This window comes from Pseudomonas pseudonitroreducens, from assembly GCF_021603645.1.
GTDB lineage: Bacteria > Pseudomonadota > Gammaproteobacteria > Pseudomonadales > Pseudomonadaceae > Pseudomonas > Pseudomonas pseudonitroreducens.
Map to the genome: position 1 here is coordinate 1 of NZ_BQHJ01000009.1, position 22,700 is coordinate 22,700.

A 22,700-nucleotide genomic window follows, 5' to 3' on the forward strand; every position below is an offset into this window, starting at 1 on the left:
GAGAGGTGTACAAGAGACAGAAGCCCAGCATCTGCGAGCAAGCTCGCTCCTGCATGAGGCACCTGGCACCTGTAGGAGCGAGCGTGCTCGCAAATGCTGGGCTTACCGCTCCCGCAGTGCCTCCCACCGCGCCTTCAGCACCGGCTTCAGGATGTAATCCAGCACGCTCTTCTCGCCGGTGATGATGTCCACCGTCGCCACCATGCCGGGGATGATCAGCAGGGGCTTGGCGTCGGTGCCCAGGTGATTCTTGTCGGTGCGCACCTGGATCATGTAGAAGCTGTTGCCCTTGTCGTCGGTGATGGTGTCGGCGCTGATCACTTCCAGCTTGGCCTTGAGCCCGCCGTAGATGGTGTAGTCATAGGCGGTGAACTTCACCGTGGCCGGCTGGCCGGGGTGGAGGAAGGCGATATCCTGCGGGCGCACTCGCGCCTCCACCAGCAGGTTGTCCTCCAGCGGGACGATTTCCACCATGTCGTTGCCCGGCTGCACCACGCCGCCGATGGTGTTGACCTTGAGCTGCTTGACGATGCCGCGCATGGGCGCGACCACCAGGGTGCGGTTGACCTTGTCGTCGATCGCGCGGCTGGTGGCGGTGAGCTTGTTGAGGTCGGTGCGCACGTCGTTGAGTTCTTTCAGCGCGTCGCTGCGAAAGCCCAGCTTCGATTCCTCCACCTTGCGCTGGATCTCGTTCACCGCCGCCTCGGCGCGGGGAATGGCCAGGTTGGTGGCGTTGAGGTCACCGCTGATCTCCACCGCGCTGCGGCGCAGGCGCAGCAATTCCACCGGGGACACCGCGCCGGCCTTCACCAGCGGCTCGGACATGTTGATTTCCTGCTGCACCAGCCCGAGGCTCGAACGGTACTGCTGGGTCTTGGCGCGGAACTCCTGCAGTTCCTGGGTCTTCTGCCGCAGTTGTTCCTGGAGAATGTTCAGCTCGCTGCTCTGCCGCTGCATGCGGGTCTGGTACAGCGCCATCTGGTCTTCCACTACCTGCGGTGCGGCTTTCTTCAGGTCGTCGGTGAAGTCCGGCGTGCGCCCGTCGGCTTCCGCTTTCAGGCGTTCCACGCGGGCTTCCAGGGAGTTGCGGTCGGCCTCGGTCTCGCCCTTGTTGGAGGAGAAACGCGTGTCGTCCAGGCGCAGCAGTGGCTGGCCCTTGTTCACCACCTGGCCCTCGCGGACGAAGATTTCCGAGACGATGCCACCCTCCAGGTTCTGGATGGTCTGCACCTTGGAGGAGGGGATGGCCTTGCCTTCGCCCTTGGTCACTTCCTCGATGTCGGCGAAGTAGGCCCAGGTGATGGCCGCCACCAGCAACCCGAGCGCGGCCCAGAGGGTGATGCGCGTGGCATTGGGCGAGTCTTCCAGCAGGGTGCCCTGGACCTCGGGCATGAATTCGGTGTCGCGGGCGCCGTTGCCGCCCAGGTAGCCGCGGATCGATTGCGAAAAGTGCATGGCCATTACCCCGCTGCCGGGCCGACGTGGCCCTTGCGCAATGCTTCGATGACCGCGTCTTTCGGGCCGTCGGCGACGATCCGGCCGCTGTCGAGCACCAGCAGGCGGTCGACCAGGCTGAGCATCGAGGTACGGTGGGTGACCAGCAGCAGGGTCTTGTCGCGGCAGGCTTCGTGCAGGCGCTTGCGGAGGATTTCCTCGCTGCTGTTGTCCATGGCGCTGGTGGGTTCGTCGAGCAGCAGGATCGGTGGGTCGAGCAGCAGCGCGCGGGCCATCAGCACCGCTTGGCGCTGGCCGCCGGAGAGCAACTGGCCGCGCTCGCCCACCGGGCGGTCGAAGCCGGCCGGGTGTTGCCGGGCCAGTTCGCTGACGCCGGTCAGCTCGGCCACTTCGAGCATCCGCGCATCGCTGACGTAGCGTGCGCCGAGGGTCAGGTTGTCGCGCAGGCTGCCGGCCAGCAGCGGCAGGTCATGGGCCACGTAGCCGATCTGCTGGCGCAGGTCGGAGACGTCGAGTTGGCGCAGGTCCAGGCCGTCGAGGAGGATCTGCCCTTCGTCCGGGTGATAGAAGCCCATCAGCAGCCGGCCGAAGGTGCTCTTGCCCGAGCCGCTCTTGCCGATGATGCCGATTTTCTCGCCGGGGGCCAGGCGCAGGCTGACGTGGTTCAGCGCCGGAATGGTCTGCTCCGGGTAGCTGAAGCTCAGTTGGCGGACCTCCAGCGCACCGTGCAGCTGGGTGCGCTCCAGCGGGCGCTGGCGGGCCTGGCGCTCCTGCGGCAGCTCCATCAGCGCATCGGTGCTCTTCATGGTCAGGCGCGCCTGCTGGTAGCGGGTGATCAGCCCGGCGATCTGCCCCAGCGGCGCGAGCACGCGGCTGTTGAGCATGTAGCTGGCGACCAGCGCGCCGACACTGAGGTTGCCGTCGAGGATGCTGTAGACCCCGGCACAGATCATCGCCAGGCCGGCGAACTGCTGCAGGAACAGGGTGCCGTTGGTGGCCAGCGCGGAGAGGAAGCGCGCGTGGTTGTCCAACCGCGCCAGGGCGCCGTGGGTGGCTTCCCAGCGGTACTGGCGCTCGCTCTCGGCGCCGCAGGCCTTGAGGGTTTCCAGGCCGCCGAGGGTCTCGATCAGCAGGGCCTGGCGTTCGGCGCCCAGGGTCAGGCTCTTCTGTACGGTGTCGCGCAGGCGGCTCTGGATGATCAGGGCGAACACGATGGTGATGGGGAAGGCCAGCAGCGGCACGGCCACCAGCCAGCCGCCGAGCAGGCCGATGACCAGGATCATCAGCAGCGAGAAAGGCAGGTCGATCAGGCTGGTCAGGGTCAGCGCAGTGAGGAATTCGCGCAGGCCCTGGAAGTCATGGATGCTCTGGGCGAAGCCGCCGACGGTCTCGGGCTTGGCCTTCAGCGACATGCCGGTGATGCGTTCGAACAGGGTGGCGGAAAGGACCACGTCGGTCTTCTTGCCGGCCATGTCCAGCAGGTTGGAGCGCAGCACGCGCAGCAGCAGCTCGAACATGGTGCCGATCAGCAGGCCGGCCGCGAGCACCCAGAGGGTCGACAGCGCCTGGTTGGGCACTACGCGGTCGTAGGTCTGCATGACGAACAGCGGCACCAGCATGCCCAGCAGGTTGATCAGCAGGCTGGCAACCAGGGCATCGGTGTAGAGCCAGCGCGACAGCCGCAGGGTGTCGCGGAACCAGGCCTCGACGCGCGGCACCAGCGGCTTGCGCGCCGCTTCCAGTTCGTGGCGCGGGCGAGCGAAGAGTGCCTGGCCGCTGTACTGCGCAGCCAGTTCGTCGGCGCTGACGGCCTGTTCGCCGCCTTCGGTTTCACAGGGCAGGATCAGCGCCTGGCCGTCGTCGCGCCATTGGCGCAGCACGGCGCTGCGGCCGTCGTTGAGCAGCAGCAGGACCGGCAGGTTCAGGTTGGAGATGCTCTTCAGCTCGCGGCGCAGCAGTCGCCCCTGCAGCCCGGCACGTGCGGCGGCGCGTGGCAGCAGGTTGGCGGAGAGGCGCTGGTTGGGCAGCGGCAAGCCGGCGGCCAGGCTGTTGCGACTCACCGCGCAGCCATGCAGCCGGCAGAGGATCAGCAGTCCGTCGAGCAGGGGGTCGTCATGGCTCAGGCGCGGATCGCCCGGCGCGGGTGTGCCGCGCTCCTGGATGATCATGGTCACGCTACTTCCTCCCGGGCCGGGCCCACCCGCGTCAACCGTGCCGGGCGAACACTTGCAGGTGTTCGCCCGGCCACTCCGGTCGTCGGGTTATCCATGCCCCGTCGTATCGCTTCACGGTCGTCAGCCCGGCGCCGGGCGGCGCAGGGCACAGGGACGGACGCGAGCGACTTTCTTATTTCAGGTCAGGCAGGCGTGCCTCGTTTTTCACATCCGACAGCGCTACGGCTTCGTGCGGCGCCACCACGTGCTGGGACTTCAGCAGCGCGCCCATGCTGCCGAGCACGCGGTACATCGAGTACTCCTCGGTGTAGCGCACTTCGGTGTAGCGACGGTTGGCGGTGAACAGTTCGTTCTCGCTGTCCAGCAGGTCGAGCAGGGTGCGCTGGCCGAGGGTGAACTGTTGCTGGTACGCCTCGCGCACCTTGCGGGTGTAGTCGGCGTATTCACGTGCCGGCTGGGTCTGTTTCTTGGAGTTTTCCATCGCGTCCCAGGCCAGCGAGAGGTTCTCGTTGAGCAGCCGCAGCGCGTTGTTGCGGACGTCCTGAGCCTCATTGATCTGGTGCGAGGTGGCGTTCAGGTGGGCCTTGTCGCGCATCCCGTTGAACAGGTTGTAGCGCATCACCACCTGGGCTTCCCAGCTGTTGTAGTGGCCTTCGTCGCCATCGACGTTGTTGTTGGCCGCCTTGGCCAGCTCAGCGTCGAAACGCGGGTAGAAGGGCGCCTTGGCGGCCTCGTACTGGGCTTCGGCGGCGTTGACATCGGCTTGTGCCGATTTCAGCAGCGGGTTGTCGCTGAGCATGTTCTGCCGGGCTACCAGCAGGTCCGGCGGAACTTCCGCCTTGACCGTGGAGGGCGCTTCCAGCTGGTCGGGCATGCGTCCGGTGGCGCTGTAGAAATTCGCCTCGGCGTCGGCCAGGTTCACTTCCTCGGTGTAGAGGTTGTTCTGCGCCAGGGCCAGACGGGCGATGGCCTGGTCGTTGTCGGCGGTACTGCCGACGCCGCGCTCGCTGCGCAGACGGATCTGGTCGCCAATGCGTTCGTGGGCCTGCAGGTTGTTCTTCGCCAGGGCCACCATCTCGCGGCGCTTGAGCACTTCGAGGTAGACCTCGACGGTGCGCAGGGCCGCGGTTTCCGAGGTGCCGAGGATTCGGAAGGCCTTGGAATTGACGTTGGACTCGTTGCGCTTGACCTCGTTGGGCGTGCCGAAGCCGTCGAACAGCATCTGCCGCAGACGAATCTCGGCATCACCCCGGGTCAGGGTTTCATCGTTGTGGTTGCCCGCTGCGCGGGTGGTGGGGCTGTCGGTGTTCTCGCGGCCGTAGCCCGCGACAAGATCGACGGTCGGCAGGTAGCCGCCCCTGGCGAATTTCAGTTCTTCATCCGCGGTGAGGCGGCTGTTTACGCTCTGGCTGATTTCCGGGTGGTATTGCAGCGTGCTTTGTATAGCTTCGGTCAGCGTCATGGCTTGCCCATGAGTCCCCGACACCGCCAAAAATACACCGCTCCATAGTGCCGCGTTACGACTGCGCATGGCTTTGCTCCTGGTGTTCTTGTACTTCGATGCTCTTGGATCGCCAATTTATTGGCTTTTTTCTCTTATCAAGCGTTTCACGCCTGTAACATCAGAGCTAAGAACAACTTTTCGAAAACCTCAGAAGAATTTTTCACAAGGGTTATTCGGAAAAAATCTTATGAGCCCTGTGAAAAGCAGCACATTGTTTGAACGTGCAAGCCCTCGTGTTTCCTGGGTATGGGCCGGATAAGGCGCTTGCAGAAGAAGCCAGGTACGGTTTGTAGCAGTTAGGGCGGGGACCACCGCAGAAGGACAAGAAAACGCGTGGCCAGCATGACAAAAAATTGTCGCTGGCTTTTTGATGCAAAAACGCTAGCAGTCCTTTTTGCCCTCTTCGCAACTTTCTTCGCAGCATCCCGATACAAGCGGTGCCATGGCCTGTTTCGGTCAATCGCGCGTCGGTGGAACCGACCGCGGGATGTGCAGCGGAGGAAGGACTCATGGCTACTTTGATGGGTGTCGTCAGCAAGGTAATCGGCGAAGTGTTTGCGGTAGCCGCCGATGGATCGCGTCGTCCTTTGGAACAGGGAGACAAGGTTTTTGTCGGTGAGCAGCTGGTCACCGGCGCCAATGGCGCAGTCGCGCTGAAGGTCGCAGGAGGCGGCGAGATCACGCTGGGGCGTGACAGCTCGCTGCCGCTGACCTCGCAGATGCTTTCCGCCGCGCACCAGGCGGAGCAGGGCGACCAGGCGGTTGCCCAGCAACAGCCGGCGACGCCGACCAAGCAGGACGTCACCGACGTCAAGGCGCTGCAGGCGGCCATCGCCGCGGGCGCCGACCCGACCCAGCAAGCCGAAGCCACTGCCGCAGGGCCCAGTGCCGCAGGCGCGGCCAACAACAAGCCAGGCGGCGGGCACTCCTTCGTGCTGCTGACCGAGGTGGGCGGGCACATTGACCCGAATATCGGCTTCCCCACCGGCCCGATCGGCTCGGGCCCGTTGCCCCTGCGTGAGTTCGACGGTGTCCCGCAGCCTCGCGCCGAGGCCGTTACGCCGCCGGAGGTGGTGCCGCCGGATGGCCAGCCGAGCGCCGGCCCCAGCGGCCCTGGCGGTGCCAGCGTATTCGAGGCCGGCTTGCCCGGCGGGATTCCCGATGGTGCCGGTGAGGGCGCGAGCTACTCCGGCAGCCTGGGCTACAACTTCGGAAGCGATGGTGTCGGCAGCTTCGCCTGGGGCACTGCGGGGCTACCCAGCCTGACCTCGGGTGGTGTCGCCATCACCTACAGCGTCAGCCCTGACGGCCATGTGCTCACCGGCAGCGCCAATGGCACGCCGGTATTCACCATCACCCTCACCAATATCAACACCGGCGCCTTCGAGGTCACCCTGCTGCAGCCGGTGGATCACCCGGTGAAGGGTTCCGAGGACACGCTGACTTTCGATGTTCCCTACACCATCACCGATGGCAACGGCACCTCGGCCAACGGTACCCTGACCGTGGGTATCGTCGACGACGCGCCGCAGGCCAGCCTGTCCGCCGACAATGGCGTGGACGTGCTGCTGCAGACCCATGACGCCAACACCATCGGGGCGGCGTTCGACACCTCCAGCGCCGACTACAGCGCGGCGTTCAAGGTGACCGCCAACTATGGCGGTGACGGCGCCGGCACTACCGAGATGAGCTACAGCCTGAACCTGGTCGGCGGTAACGGCGCCAACTCGGGCCTGACCAGCGGCGGCGCGACTATTTACCTGTACAGCGTGGGCGGCGCCATCGTCGCCTCCACCTCGGCCAGCGCCGCCGGCATCAGCGGCGAGAACACCATCTTCAGCCTGTCGGTGAACGGCAGCACCGGTGTGGTCACCCTGACCCAGTACAGCGCCATCGATCATGCCCTGCCGGGCAGTGAAAGCGGCTATGCCAGCCAGACCGCAGTGCTCGATTCCGGCCTGGTGCAACTGCAGGGCAACCTGACGGTCACCGACCGCGACGGCGACAGCGTTTCCTCCAGCAGCTCCATCGACCTCGGCGGCCGCGTGAGCTTTACCGACGATGGCCCGAGCATTGCGGTGGGCAACACCGAGGGCCTGCACCTGACGGTGGACGAAACCAGCCTCGGCCAGGCGGCCACCAGCAGCGTCGCCGCGGGCGACCTGTTCAATGCGCAGTTCGGCGCAGACGGTGCCGGCTCGATTACCTACAAGGTCAGTGCCACTGACAACACCGACAGCGGCGTGAAGGACAGCGCCACTGGCGACAAGATCTTCCTGTTCAACACCGCCAATGGTGTCGAAGGCCGGGTGGGCGGTGCCGACGGCGCAGTCGCCTTCCGCGTGACCCTGGGTGCCGATGGCAAGATCACCCTCGACCAGGTGCGCGCCCTGGTGCACCCGGACGCCACCGACTCGAACGATCCGCTGAGTCTGGGCGAGGGCAAGATCAGCCTGACCGCCACCGTGACCGACGCCGACGGCGATCACCAGAGCGCCAGCCTTGACCTGGGCAGCAGGCTCACCTTCCTCGATGATGGCCCGAGCATTTCCGTGGGCAACACCGAGGGCCTGCACCTGACGGTGGACGAGACCAACCTCGGCCAGGCTGCCACCAGCACGGTCGGCGCAGGCGATCTGTTCAACGTCCAGTTTGGCGCTGACGGTGCCGGCTCGGTCACCTACAAGGTGTCCGCGACCGACAACACCGACAGCGGGGTGAAGGACACCGCTACCGGCGACAAGATCTTCCTGTTCAACACCGCCAATGGTGTCGAAGGCCGGGTGGGCGGCGCCGACGGTGCAGTCGCCTTCCGCGTGACCCTGGGCACCGACGGCAAGATCACCCTCGATCAACTGCGCGCGCTGGTCCATCCGGACGCCACCGACTCGAACGATCCGCTGAGCCTGGGTACCGGCAAGATCAGCCTGACCGCCACCGTGACCGACGCCGATGGCGACCACCAGAGCAGCAGCCTCGACCTGGGCAGCAGGCTCACCTTCCTCGATGACGGTCCGAGCATTTCCGTGGGCAACACCGAGGGCCTGCACCTGACGGTGGACGAAACCCACCTGGGCGTCACCGACACCAGCAGCACCAGCGTGGCCGACCTGTTCACCACGCACTTCGGCGCTGACGGCGCGGGCTCCATCACCTACAAGGTGGGCACCACCGATGGCACCGACAGCGGCCTGACGGACACCGCCACCGGCGCGAAGATCTTCCTCTTCAACACCATCAATGGCGTGGAAGGGCGAGTCGGCACCAGCGCCGATGTGGCCTTCCGGGTCACCCTCGATCCGGACGGCAAGGTCACCCTCGACCAGCTGCGCGCGGTGGTTCACCCGAACCCCAGTGACGCCAATGACGGGGTCAGCCTCGACCCGAATGCGCTCACCCTGACCGCCACCATCACCGACAAGGATGGCGACAGCTCCTCGGCGCACATCGACCTGGGCAGCAAGCTGACCTTCCTCGACGACGGCCCGAGCATCGAGCCGTGCAAGGATGCCGACATCAAGCTGACGGTGGACGAAACCCACCTGGGCGTCACCGACACCAGCAGCACCAGCGTGGCCGACCTGTTCACCACGCACTTCGGCGCTGACGGCGCGGGCTCCATCACCTACAAGGTGGGCGCCACCGACGGTACCGACAGCGGCCTGAAGGACACCGCCACCGGCGAGAAGATATTCCTCTTCAACACCCTCAATGGTGTGGAAGGGCGAGTCGGCACCAGCGCCGACGTGGCCTTCCGGGTAACCCTCGATCCGGATGGCAAGGTCACCCTCGACCAGCTGCGCGCGGTGGTTCACCCGAACCCCGGTGACGCCAATGACGGGGTCAGCCTCGACCCGAATACGCTCACCCTGACTGCCACCATCACCGACAAGGATGGCGACAGCTCCTCGGCGCACATCGACCTGGGCAGCAAGCTGACCTTCCTCGACGATGGCCCGAGCATCGAGCCGTGCAAGGATGCCGACATCAAGCTGACGGTGGACGAAACCCACCTGGGCCAGGCGGATACCAGCAGCCTGAGCGTGGCCGATCTGTTCAACGCCCACTACGGCGCCGACGGTGCCGGCAGCATCGTTTACAAACTGAGCGCCGCCGACAACACCGACAGTGGCCTGAAGGATACCGCCACCGGCAGCAGGATCTTCCTCTACAACACGGCCAACGGTGTCGAGGGGCGCCTGGAGGGAACCAGTACGGTCGCCTTCCGCGTGGGCATCGATGCTGATGGCAAGGTCACCCTGGAACAACTGCGCGCGATGGCGCATCCGGATACCACCAATCCCGACGACGCCCTGCACCTGGATGGCCAGGTCACCCTGACGGCGACCATTACCGATGGCGACGGCGATCACCAGAGCGCCAGCATCGACCTGGGCAGCAAGCTGACCTTCCTCGATGACGGCCCGAGCATCGCCCCTTCGAGCATCTACGACATCAGCCTGGAAGTGGACGAGTCCAACCTCGGCAGCGATGCGCGCGTCGAGTCGAGCCTGGTTTCGCTGCTGTTCGAGTCGCACTTCGGTGCCGATGGCGCGGGCAGCATCACCTACAAGGTGAGCACCGTGGATGGCAGCGACAGCGGCCTGCGCGAGACCGCCAGCGGTGACCGCATCTTCCTCTACAACGAGAACGGCACGGTGGTCGGCCGCGTCGAGCACAGCAACGCCATCGCCTTCGTCGTCAGCGAGGACAACGGTGCGCTGATGCTCGACCAGCGCCTGGCGCTGGTGCACGGCAATCCGAACAACTCGGATGAACCGCTGCGCCTGGAGAACGGCAAGATCACCCTCACCGCGACCATCACCGATGGGGACGGTGACCATGCCTCGGCCTACGTCGACCTGGGCAGCAAGATGGTGTTCTACGACGATGGTCCGAGCATCGAACCCTGCACCACCGCCGACATCAGGCTGACGGTGGACGAGACCCAGCTGGGCGTTGCCGCCAGTGCCTCGGCCAGTGACGTGGCGGCGCTGTTCAGCAGCCACTTCGGCAATGACGGGGCTGGTGGCATCACCTACAAGCTGACTACCACCGAGGGTATCGACAGTGGCCTGAAGGACACCGCCACCGGCAGCAAGATCTTCCTCTACAACACTGCCAATGGCGTCGAAGGGCGCGTGGAGGGCACCAGCCTGGTGGCGTTCAGCGTCACCCAGCAGAACGGCGTCATCACTCTCGACCAGCAGCGCGCGCTGGTGCATCTGATCACCACCGACTCCAACGATCCGCTGAGCATCGGCGCCGGCAAGATCAGCCTCACCGCGACCATTACCGATGGCGATGGCGACCATGCCTCGGCCAGCGTCGACCTGGGTGGCAAGCTGACCTTCCTCGACGATGGCCCCAGCATCCAGCCGTGTACCGATGCCGATATCAGCCTGGTGGTGGATGAGTCCACCCTTGGCAGCGCCGCGCGTGTCGAGGCGTCGCTGGTGTCGCAACTGTTCACCACCAGCTTCGGCGCCGATGGTGCGGGAAGCGTTACCTACAAGGTCAGCGTGGCCCAGGACGGAACCGACAGCGGCCTGCGTGCAAGCGCCGACGGCGCGCACATCCTGCTGTTCAACGACGGCAACGGGGTGGTCGGCAAGGTCGAGGGCAGCAACACCATCGCCTTCGTGGTACGCCCCGATGGCGGTGCGCTGACCCTGGAGCAGCGTGTCGCCTTCATCCACCCGGACAGCCACAACGACGATGAAACGCTGAGCCTGGTGACCGGCAAGATCACCCTGACGGCCACCATCACCGATGGCGACGGCGACCATCAGAGCGCCAGCATCGACCTGGGCAGCAAGCTGATCTTCCACGACGACGGGCCGAGCATCGTCGCCAACCAGGCCAATGGTCCGGCGCTGGTGGTGGACGAGAGCAACCTGAACGCCAATGCCAGTGCCAGCGTCAGCAGCCTCTTCACCAGCAGCTACGGCGCGGACGGCGCAGGCTCGCTGGTGTACAAGGTGGTTGCCAGCAGCCAAGGCGGCGACAGCGGCCTGAGCGTCACCAATGGCGACAAGGTCTACCTGTTCAATGAAAACGGTGGCGTGGTCGGCCGCGTCGGTGGGGCCGGCGGCGCCATCGCCTTCACCGTGACGGTGAACAACGGCAACGTCACCCTCGACCAGCAGATGGCGCTCAAGCATCCGGACGGAGCCAACCCGGACGACGTGCTGAGCATCGCCGGCGGCAAGATCAGCCTCACCGCCACCATCACCGATGGCGACGGCGACTCGCACAGCGCCAGTGTCGAACTGGGCAGCCAGTTGATCTTCCATGACGATGGCCCGAGCATCACCGCCAGTTCGCAAGGTGCCCCGGCGCTGACCGTGGACGAGTCGAACCTGGGCAGCGATGCCAGCGCCAATGTCACCAGCCTGTTCACCAGCAGCTACGGCGCCGACGGTGCGGGATCGCTGGTGTACAAGGTGGTGGCGGCGGCCGACGGAAGCGACAGCGGCCTGCGCGTGACCAACGGCGACAAGATCTTCCTGTTCAACGAAAACGGTGGCGTGGTCGGTCGTGTCGGTGGGAGCGGTGGCGCCATTGCCTTCACCGTGACGGTGAACAACGGCAGCGTGACCCTCGACCAGCAGATGGCCTTCAAGCATCTGATCTCTACCGACCCGAACGATGCACTGAGTATCGCTACCGGCAAGATCGCCCTGGTCGCGACCATCACCGACGGCGATGGCGACTCCCAGTCGGCGAGCCTGGAGCTGGGCAGCAAGCTGACCTTCCTCGACGATGGTCCGAGCATCAGCGTGGACAACAGCGCCGTGCCGACGCTGACGGTCGATGAAAGCAACCTGAGCACCGATGCCAGCGCCAACTTCAGCACCGCGTTCAACGCCAACCCCGGCGCCGATGGCGGCAGCACTACCTATAGCCTGACGGCTACCAGCGGTACCCAGAGCGGCCTGCAGACCACTGACGGGCAGAACATCGTGCTGGTCAAGGTCAGCGATACGCAGGTCGAAGGCCGGGTGGGCAGCACCAGCGGGGCGACGGCCTTCAAGGTGACGCTCGACAGCAGTGGCGTGGTCAAGCTCGACCAGCAGCTGGCCCTCAAGCATCCCAATGCCAATGACCCGAACGATTCGCTGAGCCTGGCCAACGGCAAGATCGGCCTGACCGCCACGGTGACCGATGGCGACGGTGATTCGAAGTCCGTCAGCGTCGACCTGGGCAGCAAGCTGAACTTCCTCGACGACGGCCCGACGGCGGTGGACGATTCGCCGCGCTGCCTGGTGCAGCAGGCGCCGCCGGCGGTGAACCTGACCCTGGTGGTGGACGTTTCCGGCAGCATGCAGGGCGACAAACTGGCCAACGCCAAGGCGGCGCTGGTCAACCTGGTGCAGCAGTATGCGGCCATGGGCATCGCCATCCACGTGTCGCTGCTGACCTTCGCCAGCACTGCCAAGGACCTCGGCGACTTCAACTTCAGCGGCAGCTCCGACGCTCAGTACACCTCCCTGGTGAACAAGATCAACGGCCTGCAGACCGAGGACAACACCAACTACCAGGTCGCGCTGAACCTGGCCAAGACCAACGTCACCTCCGATATCACCGCCAGCGGCCATGACCCGGCGGCGATCAACCGGGTGTACTTCATCTCCGATGGTCAGCCCAACGAAGGCAACACCAGCAGCGCCATCACCCAGTGGAAGGCATTCCTGGCCAACCCGGACGGTGACAACAACGACGCCACCAACCACGTCGATGCCTACGCCGTGGGCCTGGGCACTTCGATCACCAACGCCGACCTGGTGGGCATCGATGGCAAGGGCACGCCGATCATCGTCACCCAGCCCAGCGACCTCACCGCTACCCTGCAGAACCTGGTGACCATCGACTCGGTCAGCGGCAACCTGCTGGCCAACGATGTGCCGGTGAGCGCCGACGGAACCGTGCGCATCAGCCAGGTCGAGTTCGGCGGCGAGAAGTTTGCCGTGGATGCCTCGGGCAACTTCACCAACGTCAACCCCAGCGCGACCAGCGCGACCGGCAGCTACAGCAGCAGTACCGGCCTGCTGACCATCCAGACCAGCAGCGGCACGCTGACCGTGTACCTCAAGGATGTGGCGGGGCACCATGCCGGTGACTACACCTACGCCTCTAAGGCGGGCGTGGCCTTCCCGGAAAGCGGGCAGATCAGCGAGGTGTTCAAGTACACCATTGTCGATGGCGACGGCGACACGGCGTCGGCCAACCTCAATATCTGCCTGCAGTACGGCCAGCCCATTCTGGTGGTCGGCAGCAACGCCGGTGATGTCGATGGCTCTTCGGTCCTGCACACCGTTCCCAGCCCGCTGGATGCGGACAAGGCCGGGCAGATCAATGGCAGTGGCGGTAACGACGTACTGATCGGTGATGCCGGCGGAGTCTCGGTCTATACCCAGCCGGGCAAGAACTACAACATCTCGCTGATCGTCGACACCTCCACCAGCATGTCCGACGCCTCCGGCAGCGGTATGTCGCGCATGGCCCTGGCGAAGAACGCGCTGATCAACCTGGTGAACACCATCAAGGGGCATGACGGGGTCATCAACGTCAACCTGGTGTCGTTCGCCGACACCGCCAAGAGCACCAGCTTCAACGGCCTGACCACAGCCAACGTGACCTTGCTGATCGCAGCGATCAATGCCCTCAGCGCAAACGGTGCGACCAACTACGACGATGCCATGCAGAAGGCCTCGGCGTGGTTCAACAGTCAGGTCAATACCAACCATGCCGATGCCGCCCACGGCTACGTCAACCTGGCGTTCTTCCTCACCGACGGCAACCCCACTGTCTACAACGGCAACGCCGGCAGTGGCAGCAGCACCAACTACAACGACATGAACGTCGCGCTCACTTCCGGGCACGACATGCTGCACCATGACGGCGCCCTGGTCGGCGACAACTCGGTGAGCGTCAACGCCATCGGTATCGGCAGCGGCATCAACAGCGACTACCTGCGCTACTTCGACAACACCAACACCACCGGTACTGTCGGCACCAGCGTCGATGGCACTACCCTCACCAACTCGGTCGGCCAGCCGCAGATCATCAACACCGCCGAGCAGTTGCAGGCGGCGCTGCAGGAAGGCTTCAGCACCAGCACACCGGCGACGGTGGGCAACGACCACCTGGTCGGCGGTGCGGGTAACGACATCATCTTCGGCGATGTCATCAACACCGACCAACTGGCCTGGGCCGGGCATGCCGCCGGCACGCACAACGGCCAGGGCTTCCAGGCGCTGGTGGACTACCTGACCGCGACCAATGGCACGGCGCCGACGGCGGCGACGATCAGCAACTACATCGTCCAGCACGCGGATCAGTTCAACGTCGCCGGTGACACCCGCGGCGGTGACGACATCCTCGAGGGCGGCCCGGGCAATGACCTGATGTTCGGCCAGGGTGGCAACGACAAGCTGATCGGCGGGCCCGGCGACGACATCATGTACGGCGGCACCGGTGCGGATGAGTTCATCTGGAAGTCCGGCGATACCGGTCACGATGTGATCAAGGACTTCAACATCGCCGAGCACGACGTGCTGAACTTCGCCGACCTGCTGCAAGGGGAAACCGCCACCGCCTCGTCGCTGGCGCACTACCTGACCTTCTCGGTCAGCGCCGGCACCACCACCATCGGCGTCAGCCCCACCAGCGGTGGCGCCGTCACCCAGACCGTCGACCTGGCCAACGTCGACCTCGCCTCCAAGTACGCGGGCCATGCCGGCAGCGGCGTGCTCTCGGCGGGAGATACGCAGACCGTGCTCACCGGCCTGCTGGGGGACCACGCGATCAAGACCGACACCGTCTGACCCCGTGTGACGCCAGTCGAAACCGCCGCCTCCGGGCGGCGGTTTCGTTTGGGCCCGGCGTATCGGCCAATGGGGAGGAACAGGGCTCGGCTATACGGCTGGTGAATGATCGTCGCCCTGCGTCCTCACTGGCGCCTATGCTCGGGGCCAGACCCTCCTCCCCAACGAACAACAAGCAACGAGGTTTCCCATGCGCGAAGTGGTGATCGTCGACAGCGTCCGTACCGGCCTGGCCAAGTCCTTCCGGGGCAAATTCAACATGACCCGTCCGGACGACATGGTCGCCCATTGCATCGACGCGCTGCTGGCGCGCAATAACCTCGATCCGCTGCTGGTGGATGACTGCGTGGTCGGCGCCGGTTCCAACGAAGGCGCCCAGGGCCACAACATCGGCCGCAACGCGGCGGTGCTGTCGCGCCTGGGTATCCACGTCGCCGGCATGACCCTCAACCGCTACTGCTCCTCGGGCCTGCAGGCCATCGCCATTGCCGCCAACCAGGTGGCCTCGGGCTGCAGCGACATCCTGGTGGCCGGCGGCGTCGAGTCGATCAGCATGACCGCGGGCAAGATGAACCGCGACAACTTCGTCAACCCGCGCCTGGAGTCGGATTTCCCCGGCATCTACTACCCGATGGGGCAGACCGCCGAGATCGTCGCCCGCCGCTACAACGTCACCCGCGAAGCGCAGGACCTGTACTCGCTGCAGAGCCAGCAGCGCACCGCGCGCGCCCAGGCCGAAGGTCTGTTCGACGATGAAATCGTGCCGATGAGCGTGAAGTACCTGGTGGAAGACAAGGCCACCGGCGAGAAGAAGGTGCTCGATGCCGTGGTCGACCGCGACGACTGCAACCGCCCGGAAACCACCCTCGAGGGCCTGAACTCCCTCAAGCCGGTGTTCGCCGAGGACGGCTCGGTCACCGCCGGCAACGCCTCCCAGCTGTCCGATGGCGCTTCCATGACCCTGGTCATGAGCCTGGACAAGGCGCTGGAACTGGGCCTCAAGCCCAAGGCCTTCTTCCGCGGCTTCACCGTCGCCGGCTGCGAGCCGGACGAAATGGGCATCGGCCCGGTGTTCTCGGTGCCCAAGCTGCTCAAGGCCAAGGGCCTGCAGGTCGCCGACATCGACCTCTGGGAGCTCAACGAAGCCTTCGCCTCGCAGTGCCTGTATGCCCGCGATCGCCTGGGTATCGACAACGAGAAGTACAACGTCAACGGTGGCTCCATCTCCATCGGCCACCCCTTCGGTATGACCGGCTCGCGCCAGGTCGGCCACCTGGTGCGCGAACTGCAGCGGCGCAACCTGCGCTACGGCGTCGTCACCATGTGCGTGGGCGGCGGCATGGGCGCCACCGGCCTGTTCGAAGCGGTACGCTGAGCACGGCGGGCGAGGGCGCCCGCCCTTGCCCGAAAGGCGCCGACCGCTCCACGCAAGCGGTGCGGTACCTTGCAAAGCCCCTGGCGGAAACGCCGGGGGCTTTTTCATTTGCGCTCGCCTGTGGAAGAGAAGCTGGCAAAACAAAACCCCGGCACCAGGCCGGGGTTCTGCGTTCTTTGCGTCAGTTCGGAGTCAACGCGCAACCCGCGCCATCAGCCCCGCTGCCTGCCGCATGCGGGTGATGTACTGCGCCACTTCGCGCTCGGCGTCGAAGCGGGTGAAGTAGGGGCCTTCGAGCGTGCCCTCGCGGGTGGAGAAGAAGTACTGACCATTGACCGAACTGATCCGATCACTGCGGTAATGGGTGGCCGCCTGACCGTCGTCGACTCGTTGCCCCAACATACGCTGACCTCCCGTACAAAAGGATTAATTGATTCGAGTGTATGACGCAAAGCCCCGCCGCGCCTGGGTTACGGGCGGATGGCGACGAACGGTGGGCTTTCGTCTCAGCGCTGAAACACATGCCCAGCCGAGCTTCACCGGCCTTTGACTATGCTCAGTGTCCGGCGCCTTGGGCGGCGGAGCAGGGTCGGCAGAAGTGTTGATATTTTGGTTATAAGAAAATCAAAATATATTCTTTTTAATGCGTAAAGACCTTGTGCATAGTGGCTACCAACACGAACAAGGAGAGACCCATGAGCTTGCGACTTGGCGACATCGCCCCCGACTTCGAACAGGAATCCAGCGAAGGCCGCATCCGTTTCCATGAGTGGCTCGGCAACAGCTGGGGCATTCTGTTCTCCCACCCGGCCGACTTCACCCCGGTGTGCACCACCGAGCTGGGCCTGACCGCCAAGCTCAAGGATCAGTTCGCCGCCAAGGGCGTCAAAGTGATCGCGCTGTCCGTCGACCCGGTGGACTCCCACGTGAAGTGGATCGACGACATCAACGAGACCCAGAACACCGTGGTCAACTTCCCGATCATCGCCGACGCCGACCGCAAGGTCTCCGAGCTGTACGACCTGATCCACCCGAACGCCAACGACACCCTCACCGTGCGTTCGCTGTTCGTCATCGACCCGAACAAGAAGGTGCGCCTGACCATCACCTACCCGGCGAGCACCGGGCGCAACTTCAACGAAATCCTGCGTGTCATCGACTCGCTGCAGCTCACCGACAACCACAAGGTCGCCACGCCCGGCAACTGGCAGGACGGCGATGACGTGGTGATCGTGCCCTCGCTCAAGGACGAGGAAGAGATCAAGCAGCGTTTCCCCAAGGGCTACCGCGCGATCAAACCCTACCTGCGCCTGACGCCGCAACCGAACAAGTGATTCGAAGCGGCTGCGCGTCGGCCAGCCTGCGTTGCCAGCGGCAGCGAGATGCTCATGTGCTGTAGCACACTCCGCTCTCACTGCCGCTGGCGCCTTGCCTGGCTCTAGCTCGCGCGCTTCGGAGGCAGAAGTTTCAACCTCGAGCGGGAAATCGGGCCGGTTCGCCGGCCCATTTTTTATCTTTCACGCGCGGACCACGCCGCGCTTTTTTATTCGCTTCAGTCCCCGTCCTGACTTGCCCGCCAAACGGGAAGAAGACACCAGCCCACGCCAAGGAGAACGACCATGGGTCATTCCACCTGGCGCCGCAGCCTGGCCGTCGCTCTTCTCGCGAGCCTGCCGATCGGCGCCTACAACAGCCCCATCCAAGCCGCCGACGCACCCAGGGAGGTGCGCCTGGACTACGCCTACTACGCGCCCACCAGCCTGGTGCTCAAGCACTTCGGCTGGCTGGAGAAATCCCTCAAGCCGCAGGGCACCGAAGTGCGCTGGATATTCAGCCAGGGCAGCAACCGTTCGCTGGAATACCTCAACGCCGGCAGTACCGACTTCGCTTCCACCGCAGGCCTGGCCGCCGTGCTCAGCCGCGCCAATGGTGCGCCGCTGAAGACCGTCTACATCGCCAGCCGTCCGGAGTGGACCGCGCTGGTGGTGCCCAAGGATTCGCCGCTCAAGTCCGTGGCCGACCTCAAGGGCAAGAAGATCGCCGCCACCAAGGGCACCGATCCCTACCTGTTCCTCCTGCGCAGCCTGCAGCAGGCCGGGCTGGACAAGAACGATGTGGAGATCGTCCACCTGCAGCACCCGGACGGCCGTGCCGCGCTGGAGCAGGGCAGGGTGGATGCCTGGGCGGGGCTGGACCCGCACATGGCCGCCAGCGAACTGCAGGCCGGTTCACGCCTGCTGTACCGCAACGTCGACTTCAACAGCTACGGCGTGCTCAGCGTCACCGAGAAATTCGAGCAGGAGCAGCCGGCGCTGATCAAGCAGGTCATCGCCGCCTACGAGGAGGCGCGCCAGTGGGCCATTGCCCACCCGGAGGAGACCGCGAAGCTGCTCGCCGAGGAGGCCAAGCTGCCGCTTGAAGTGGCGAAGCTGCAACTCTCGCGCACCGACTTCAGCAAACCGCTGCCGGGGGCCGAGCAGGTTGCCGCGCTGAAAGCCGCCGCACCGATCCTGGTCGATGAGCAACTGGTTCGTCCGGGTACCGACGTCACCGCCGTGGTGGATCAGCTGATCGCTCCGCAACTGGCTGGCGAGGTCATCGGCAAGGCTGGCGCCGTCGCCAAGGCGGAGCAGTAAGCCATGCCACCCCAGAGCCTGCCGACCCAGAGCCTGCGCCTCGCCCGCCAGCAGCGGCAGCAGCCAACGCTGCGCTGGCCGCGGCTGAGCTGGCGCGCCTGGCTGCTGCCGCTGCTGCTGTGCGCGGTGCTGGAACTGGTGGTACGCGTCGGCTGGCTGCCCGAGCACCAGATGCCGGCACCCAGCAGCGTTGCGCTGACGCTCTGGCAACTGGCCCAGGGCGAGCTGTGGAAACACGTGGCGGCCAGCCTTGCGCGGGTGGCTGCCGGCTTCTCCATCGGCGCGGCGTTGGCCATCCTGATCGGCACCTGGGTCGGCCTCAGCCAGCGTGCCGAGGCTTATCTCGAACCGACTTTCCAGGCATTGCGGGCCATCCCCAGCCTCGCCTGGGTGCCGCTCCTGCTGCTCTGGCTGGGCATCGACGAGACACCGAAGATCGTCCTGATCGCCCTCGGCGCCTTCTTCCCCGTGTATCTCTCGCTGGTAGCCGGCGTGCGTAACGTCGACCGCAAGTGGGTCGAGCTGGGCCGGCTGTATCACCTGTCGCCGTTCGCCCTGGTGCGGCGGATTCTGCTGCCGGCGGCGTTGCCGAGCCTGTTCACCGGCTTGCGCGGCGCGCTGAGCCTGAGCTGGATGTTCCTCGTCGCCGCCGAGCTGATCGCCGCCACCCGTGGCCTGGGCTACCTGCTCAGCGATGGCCGGGAAACCTCGCGGCCGGACATCGTCATCGCCGCGATCCTGGTGCTGGCGGTGCTCGGCAAGCTCAGCGACAGCCTGCTCAAGGCGCTGGAGCAGCGCGCGCTGGCCTGGCGCGACACCTTCCTCGGCAATGGAGAGAGCTGATGAGCGCCTTGCTGGCACTGTGTGATATCCGCAAGAGCTTCTCCGGCGTGCGGGTGCTGGACGACGTCAGCCTGAGCCTGGCGCCGGGCGAAGTGGTCAGCCTGCTCGGCCCCAGTGGCTGTGGAAAAAGTACCCTGCTGCGCATCGCCGCCGGGCTGGATGACGAATTCGCCGGCTCGCTGGAGCGCAATCCGCTGCTGGGCTTCGGCCCGCATGGCGATACCGGCCGTGGCGGCGGTGGCGTCGGCGTGGTGTTCCAGGAGCCGCGCCTGCTGCCCTGGCTCAGCGTGGCGCAGAACATCGGCTTCGCCGACGGCTGGTTGGCCGACGATACCCGCATCGAGCACCTGCTGCGCGACGTGGGCCTGGAAGGCAAGGGCGACCTGCTGCCCAAGCAGCTCTCCGGCGGCATGGCCCAGCGTGCGGCCATCGCTCGTGGCCTCTATGGCCGGCCGCAGGTACTGCTGCTGGACGAGCCCTTCAGCGCGGTGGACGCCTTCACCCGCATCCGCCTGCAGGACCTGATCCAGCAACTGGCGCTGGAGTACGACATCAGCATCCTGCTGGTCACCCACGACCTCGACGAAGCCTTCTACCTCAGCGACCGCGTCCTGCTGCTGGGCGGCACGCCCAGCCGCCTGCGCCGCGAATTCCCCGTGCCGCTGCCGCGCCCGCGCGACCGTCGCGCGGTGGAACTGGCCTTCCTGCGCGGCGAAGCGCTGACCGAACTGCACCAGTCGCACGTCATCTGACGTTCCGCCCCTACGGAATGCCGCTGTGCTCGGATCGGCCCTCACCCTAGCCCTCTCCCAGAGGGAGAGGGGACCGTTCGGTGCAGGATGAAACCACAGCATCAGCCGGCACGGCCTGCCCCCTCTCCCTAAGGGAGAGGGTTGGGGTGAGGGGAAAATGCAAGCGCAGAATTATCCCGGAGAAGACAGTTGTTCATGCTTTTAAAACAAAATCGCATAATCAAATGAAAAAATAACATTTATTGGAATATGAGGTTGCCTGTTAAGGTCTATGCACATTGGTTAGCAGGACGGCATTTGTATCGTCCTGGTCGTTATAAGGAAGCGTGCAGATGTATGTAGTCACCCTTGCCGGCAGCCCCAGCCAGCGTTCCCGTTCCGGTGTCCTCCTGGATGTCGCACGGAACTGGCTGCACGCCCACGGCGCCGAGGTGCGCTCCTACTCCGTGCACGACTTTCCCGCTGAAGACCTGCTGCATGCGCGCTTCGACAGCCCGCGGGTGATGGAGCTGATCGAGCAGGTCCTGCGCGCCGACGGCCTGGTGATCTCCACGCCGGTGTACAAGGCGTCCATTGCCGGTGCGCTGAAAGTGATTCTCGACCTGCTGCCGGAGCGGGCATTGGCGCACAAGGTGGTGCTGCCCCTGGCCACCGGCGGCAGCAACGCCCACATGCTGGCGGTGGACTACGCGCTCAAGCCGGTCCTCGCTGCGCTGAAGGCCCAGGAAACCCTGCATGGCGTGTTCGCCGAAGAGAGCCAGGTGCAATACCCCGAGGGCAATTCCCCGGCACGCCTGGAGTCGACCCTCGAACACCGGCTGCTGGAATCCCTGGAACAGTTCCACGGCGCCCTCGCGCGCCGGCCGAAACCCATCGACCCGAACCTGCTCAACGAACGGCTGATCAACGCCCGCTGGAGCATCTGACAGGCAACTCCACGCAGGAACACGCCAAGCCCCGAACCGGCAGGCGGCAACTGCGTCACCAACAAGAAAAGGCCCTCACCGTCCCGTCAACGGGACCGCAGGTCCGGCAATCACACTCGATGAAGGATCACTCCCATGCGGACCCTTACTTTGCGTAGTGGACTGGCGGCCCTGCTGATCGCGGCCCTGTCCTACAACGTCCAGGCGGACGAACAACCCGGCACCCTGCGTATCGGTTATCAGAAATACGGCACCCTGGTGTTGCTCAAGGCCCGTGGCACGCTGGAGAAGCGCCTGGCCGAGCAGGGCGTCAAGGTGCAATGGACCGAATTCCCCGGTGGCCCGCAGCTGCTCGAAGGGCTGAACGTCGGCAGCATCGACTTCGGCGTCACCGGCGAGACCCCGCCGGTGTTCGCCCAGGCTGCTGGCGCCGATCTGGTCTATGTGGCCCACGAGCCGCCGGCACCGACCAGCGAAGCGATCCTGCTGCCCAAGGATTCGCCGATCAAATCCGTCGCCGAGCTGAAGGGCAAGAAAGTCGCCCTGAACAAAGGCTCCAACGTGCACTACCTGCTGGTGCGTGCCCTGGAAAAGGCCGGCCTGAAATACACCGATATCCAGCCCGTCTACCTGCCGCCGGCCGACGCCCGCGCCGCCTTCGAGCGTGGCAGCGTCGATGCCTGGGTGATCTGGGACCCGTACCAGGCTGCCGCCGAGAAACAGCTCGCCGCCCGCACCCTGGTGGATGGCAGCGGTCTTGTGGATAACCACCAGTTCTACCTGGCGACCCGCCCCTACGCGAACAACCACCCGCAGGTGATCACCACCCTGATCGACGAAGTGCGTTCGGTGGGCGAGTGGTCGCAGCAGAACCCGCAGCAGGTGACCGACCAGGTTGCGCCGCTGCTCGGCCTGCCGGCGGACATCACCTTCACCGCGGTGAAACGCCAGGGCTACGGCGCCCAGCCGATCACCCCGGAAGTCACCGCCGCGCAGCAGAAGATCGCCGACACCTTCACCGACCTGAAGCTGATCCCGAAGAAGCTGAGCATCAAGGACGTGGTGTGGACGGCGCCGGCCAAGGTAGCCGCCAGCAACTAACCCGCTTTGTGTAGGAGCGAGCTTGCTCGCGAACCCGCCCAGCGCCAGCGCTGCCGGGAAATCTGTTCGCGAGCAAGCTCGCTCCTACGAAGAACAGCAGCAAC

The 22,700-nt window shown here is 65.2% G+C and carries 12 protein-coding genes; 8 read left to right on the top strand and 4 right to left on the bottom strand.

Annotated features, from left to right (window positions below; all coding sequences use genetic code 11):
* Positions 1-102: 102 nt before the first annotated feature.
* From L6D89_RS21160 to L6D89_RS21170, 3 genes are all read right to left on the bottom strand, one after another.
* Complete coding sequence (locus L6D89_RS21160) at positions 103-1,455, bottom strand: HlyD family type I secretion periplasmic adaptor subunit (RefSeq protein WP_236201082.1); 1,353 nt, start codon at positions 1,453-1,455, stop codon at positions 103-105.
* Between the two features lie 5 nt (positions 1,456-1,460).
* Entirely contained in the window at positions 1,461-3,623 is a 2,163-nt protein-coding gene (locus L6D89_RS21165) for a type I secretion system permease/ATPase (RefSeq protein ID WP_236175064.1), read from the bottom strand.
* Positions 3,624-3,801: 178 nt separating this feature from the next.
* Positions 3,802-5,160, bottom strand: coding sequence for a TolC family outer membrane protein (locus tag L6D89_RS21170; protein WP_236175031.1), 1,359 nt, complete (start codon positions 5,158-5,160; stop codon positions 3,802-3,804).
* Between the two features lie 482 nt (positions 5,161-5,642).
* Here L6D89_RS21170 and L6D89_RS21175 point away from each other — a divergent pair, with 482 nt between their 5' ends.
* Together L6D89_RS21175 and L6D89_RS21180 are read left to right on the top strand one after the other, a co-directional pair.
* Positions 5,643-14,963 (top strand): retention module-containing protein, encoded by a 9,321-nt coding sequence (locus L6D89_RS21175; RefSeq protein ID WP_236201083.1) that lies wholly within the window; start codon positions 5,643-5,645, stop codon positions 14,961-14,963.
* A gap of 190 nt (positions 14,964-15,153) precedes the next feature.
* Positions 15,154-16,338 carry a thiolase family protein gene (locus L6D89_RS21180; protein WP_236201084.1) on the top strand — a complete coding sequence of 395 codons (1,185 nt, stop codon included), beginning with the start codon at positions 15,154-15,156 and terminating at the stop codon, positions 16,336-16,338.
* Positions 16,339-16,530: 192 nt separating this feature from the next.
* Here the strand turns inward: L6D89_RS21180 and L6D89_RS21185 are convergent, their stop codons facing one another.
* A complete protein-coding gene (locus L6D89_RS21185; RefSeq protein WP_236175028.1) occupies positions 16,531-16,740 on the bottom strand; it encodes a DUF6316 family protein in 210 nt (69 codons plus the stop codon).
* Positions 16,741-17,033: 293 nt separating this feature from the next.
* Here L6D89_RS21185 and L6D89_RS21190 point away from each other — a divergent pair, with 293 nt between their 5' ends.
* From L6D89_RS21190 to L6D89_RS21215, 6 genes are all read left to right on the top strand, one after another.
* Complete coding sequence (locus L6D89_RS21190) at positions 17,034-17,672, top strand: peroxiredoxin (RefSeq protein ID WP_024764389.1); 639 nt, start codon at positions 17,034-17,036, stop codon at positions 17,670-17,672.
* Between the two features lie 285 nt (positions 17,673-17,957).
* A complete protein-coding gene (locus L6D89_RS21195) occupies positions 17,958-18,974 on the top strand; it encodes an aliphatic sulfonate ABC transporter substrate-binding protein (RefSeq protein ID WP_236201085.1) in 1,017 nt (338 codons plus the stop codon).
* A gap of 18 nt (positions 18,975-18,992) precedes the next feature.
* A complete protein-coding gene (locus L6D89_RS21200) occupies positions 18,993-19,817 on the top strand; it encodes an ABC transporter permease (protein ID WP_236201252.1) in 825 nt (274 codons plus the stop codon).
* Positions 19,817-20,569, top strand: a complete 753-nt coding sequence (locus tag L6D89_RS21205) for an ABC transporter ATP-binding protein (RefSeq protein WP_236201086.1) — start codon at positions 19,817-19,819, stop codon at positions 20,567-20,569. Before L6D89_RS21200 ends, L6D89_RS21205 begins: the two co-directional genes overlap by 1 nt.
* A 332-nt stretch (positions 20,570-20,901) precedes the next feature.
* Positions 20,902-21,495 (top strand): NADPH-dependent FMN reductase, encoded by a 594-nt coding sequence (gene ssuE / locus L6D89_RS21210; RefSeq protein WP_236201087.1) that lies wholly within the window; start codon positions 20,902-20,904, stop codon positions 21,493-21,495.
* A gap of 135 nt (positions 21,496-21,630) precedes the next feature.
* Positions 21,631-22,596, top strand: coding sequence for a sulfonate ABC transporter substrate-binding protein (locus L6D89_RS21215; protein ID WP_236201088.1), 966 nt, complete (start codon positions 21,631-21,633; stop codon positions 22,594-22,596).
* The last annotated feature ends 104 nt before the right edge of the window (positions 22,597-22,700 follow it).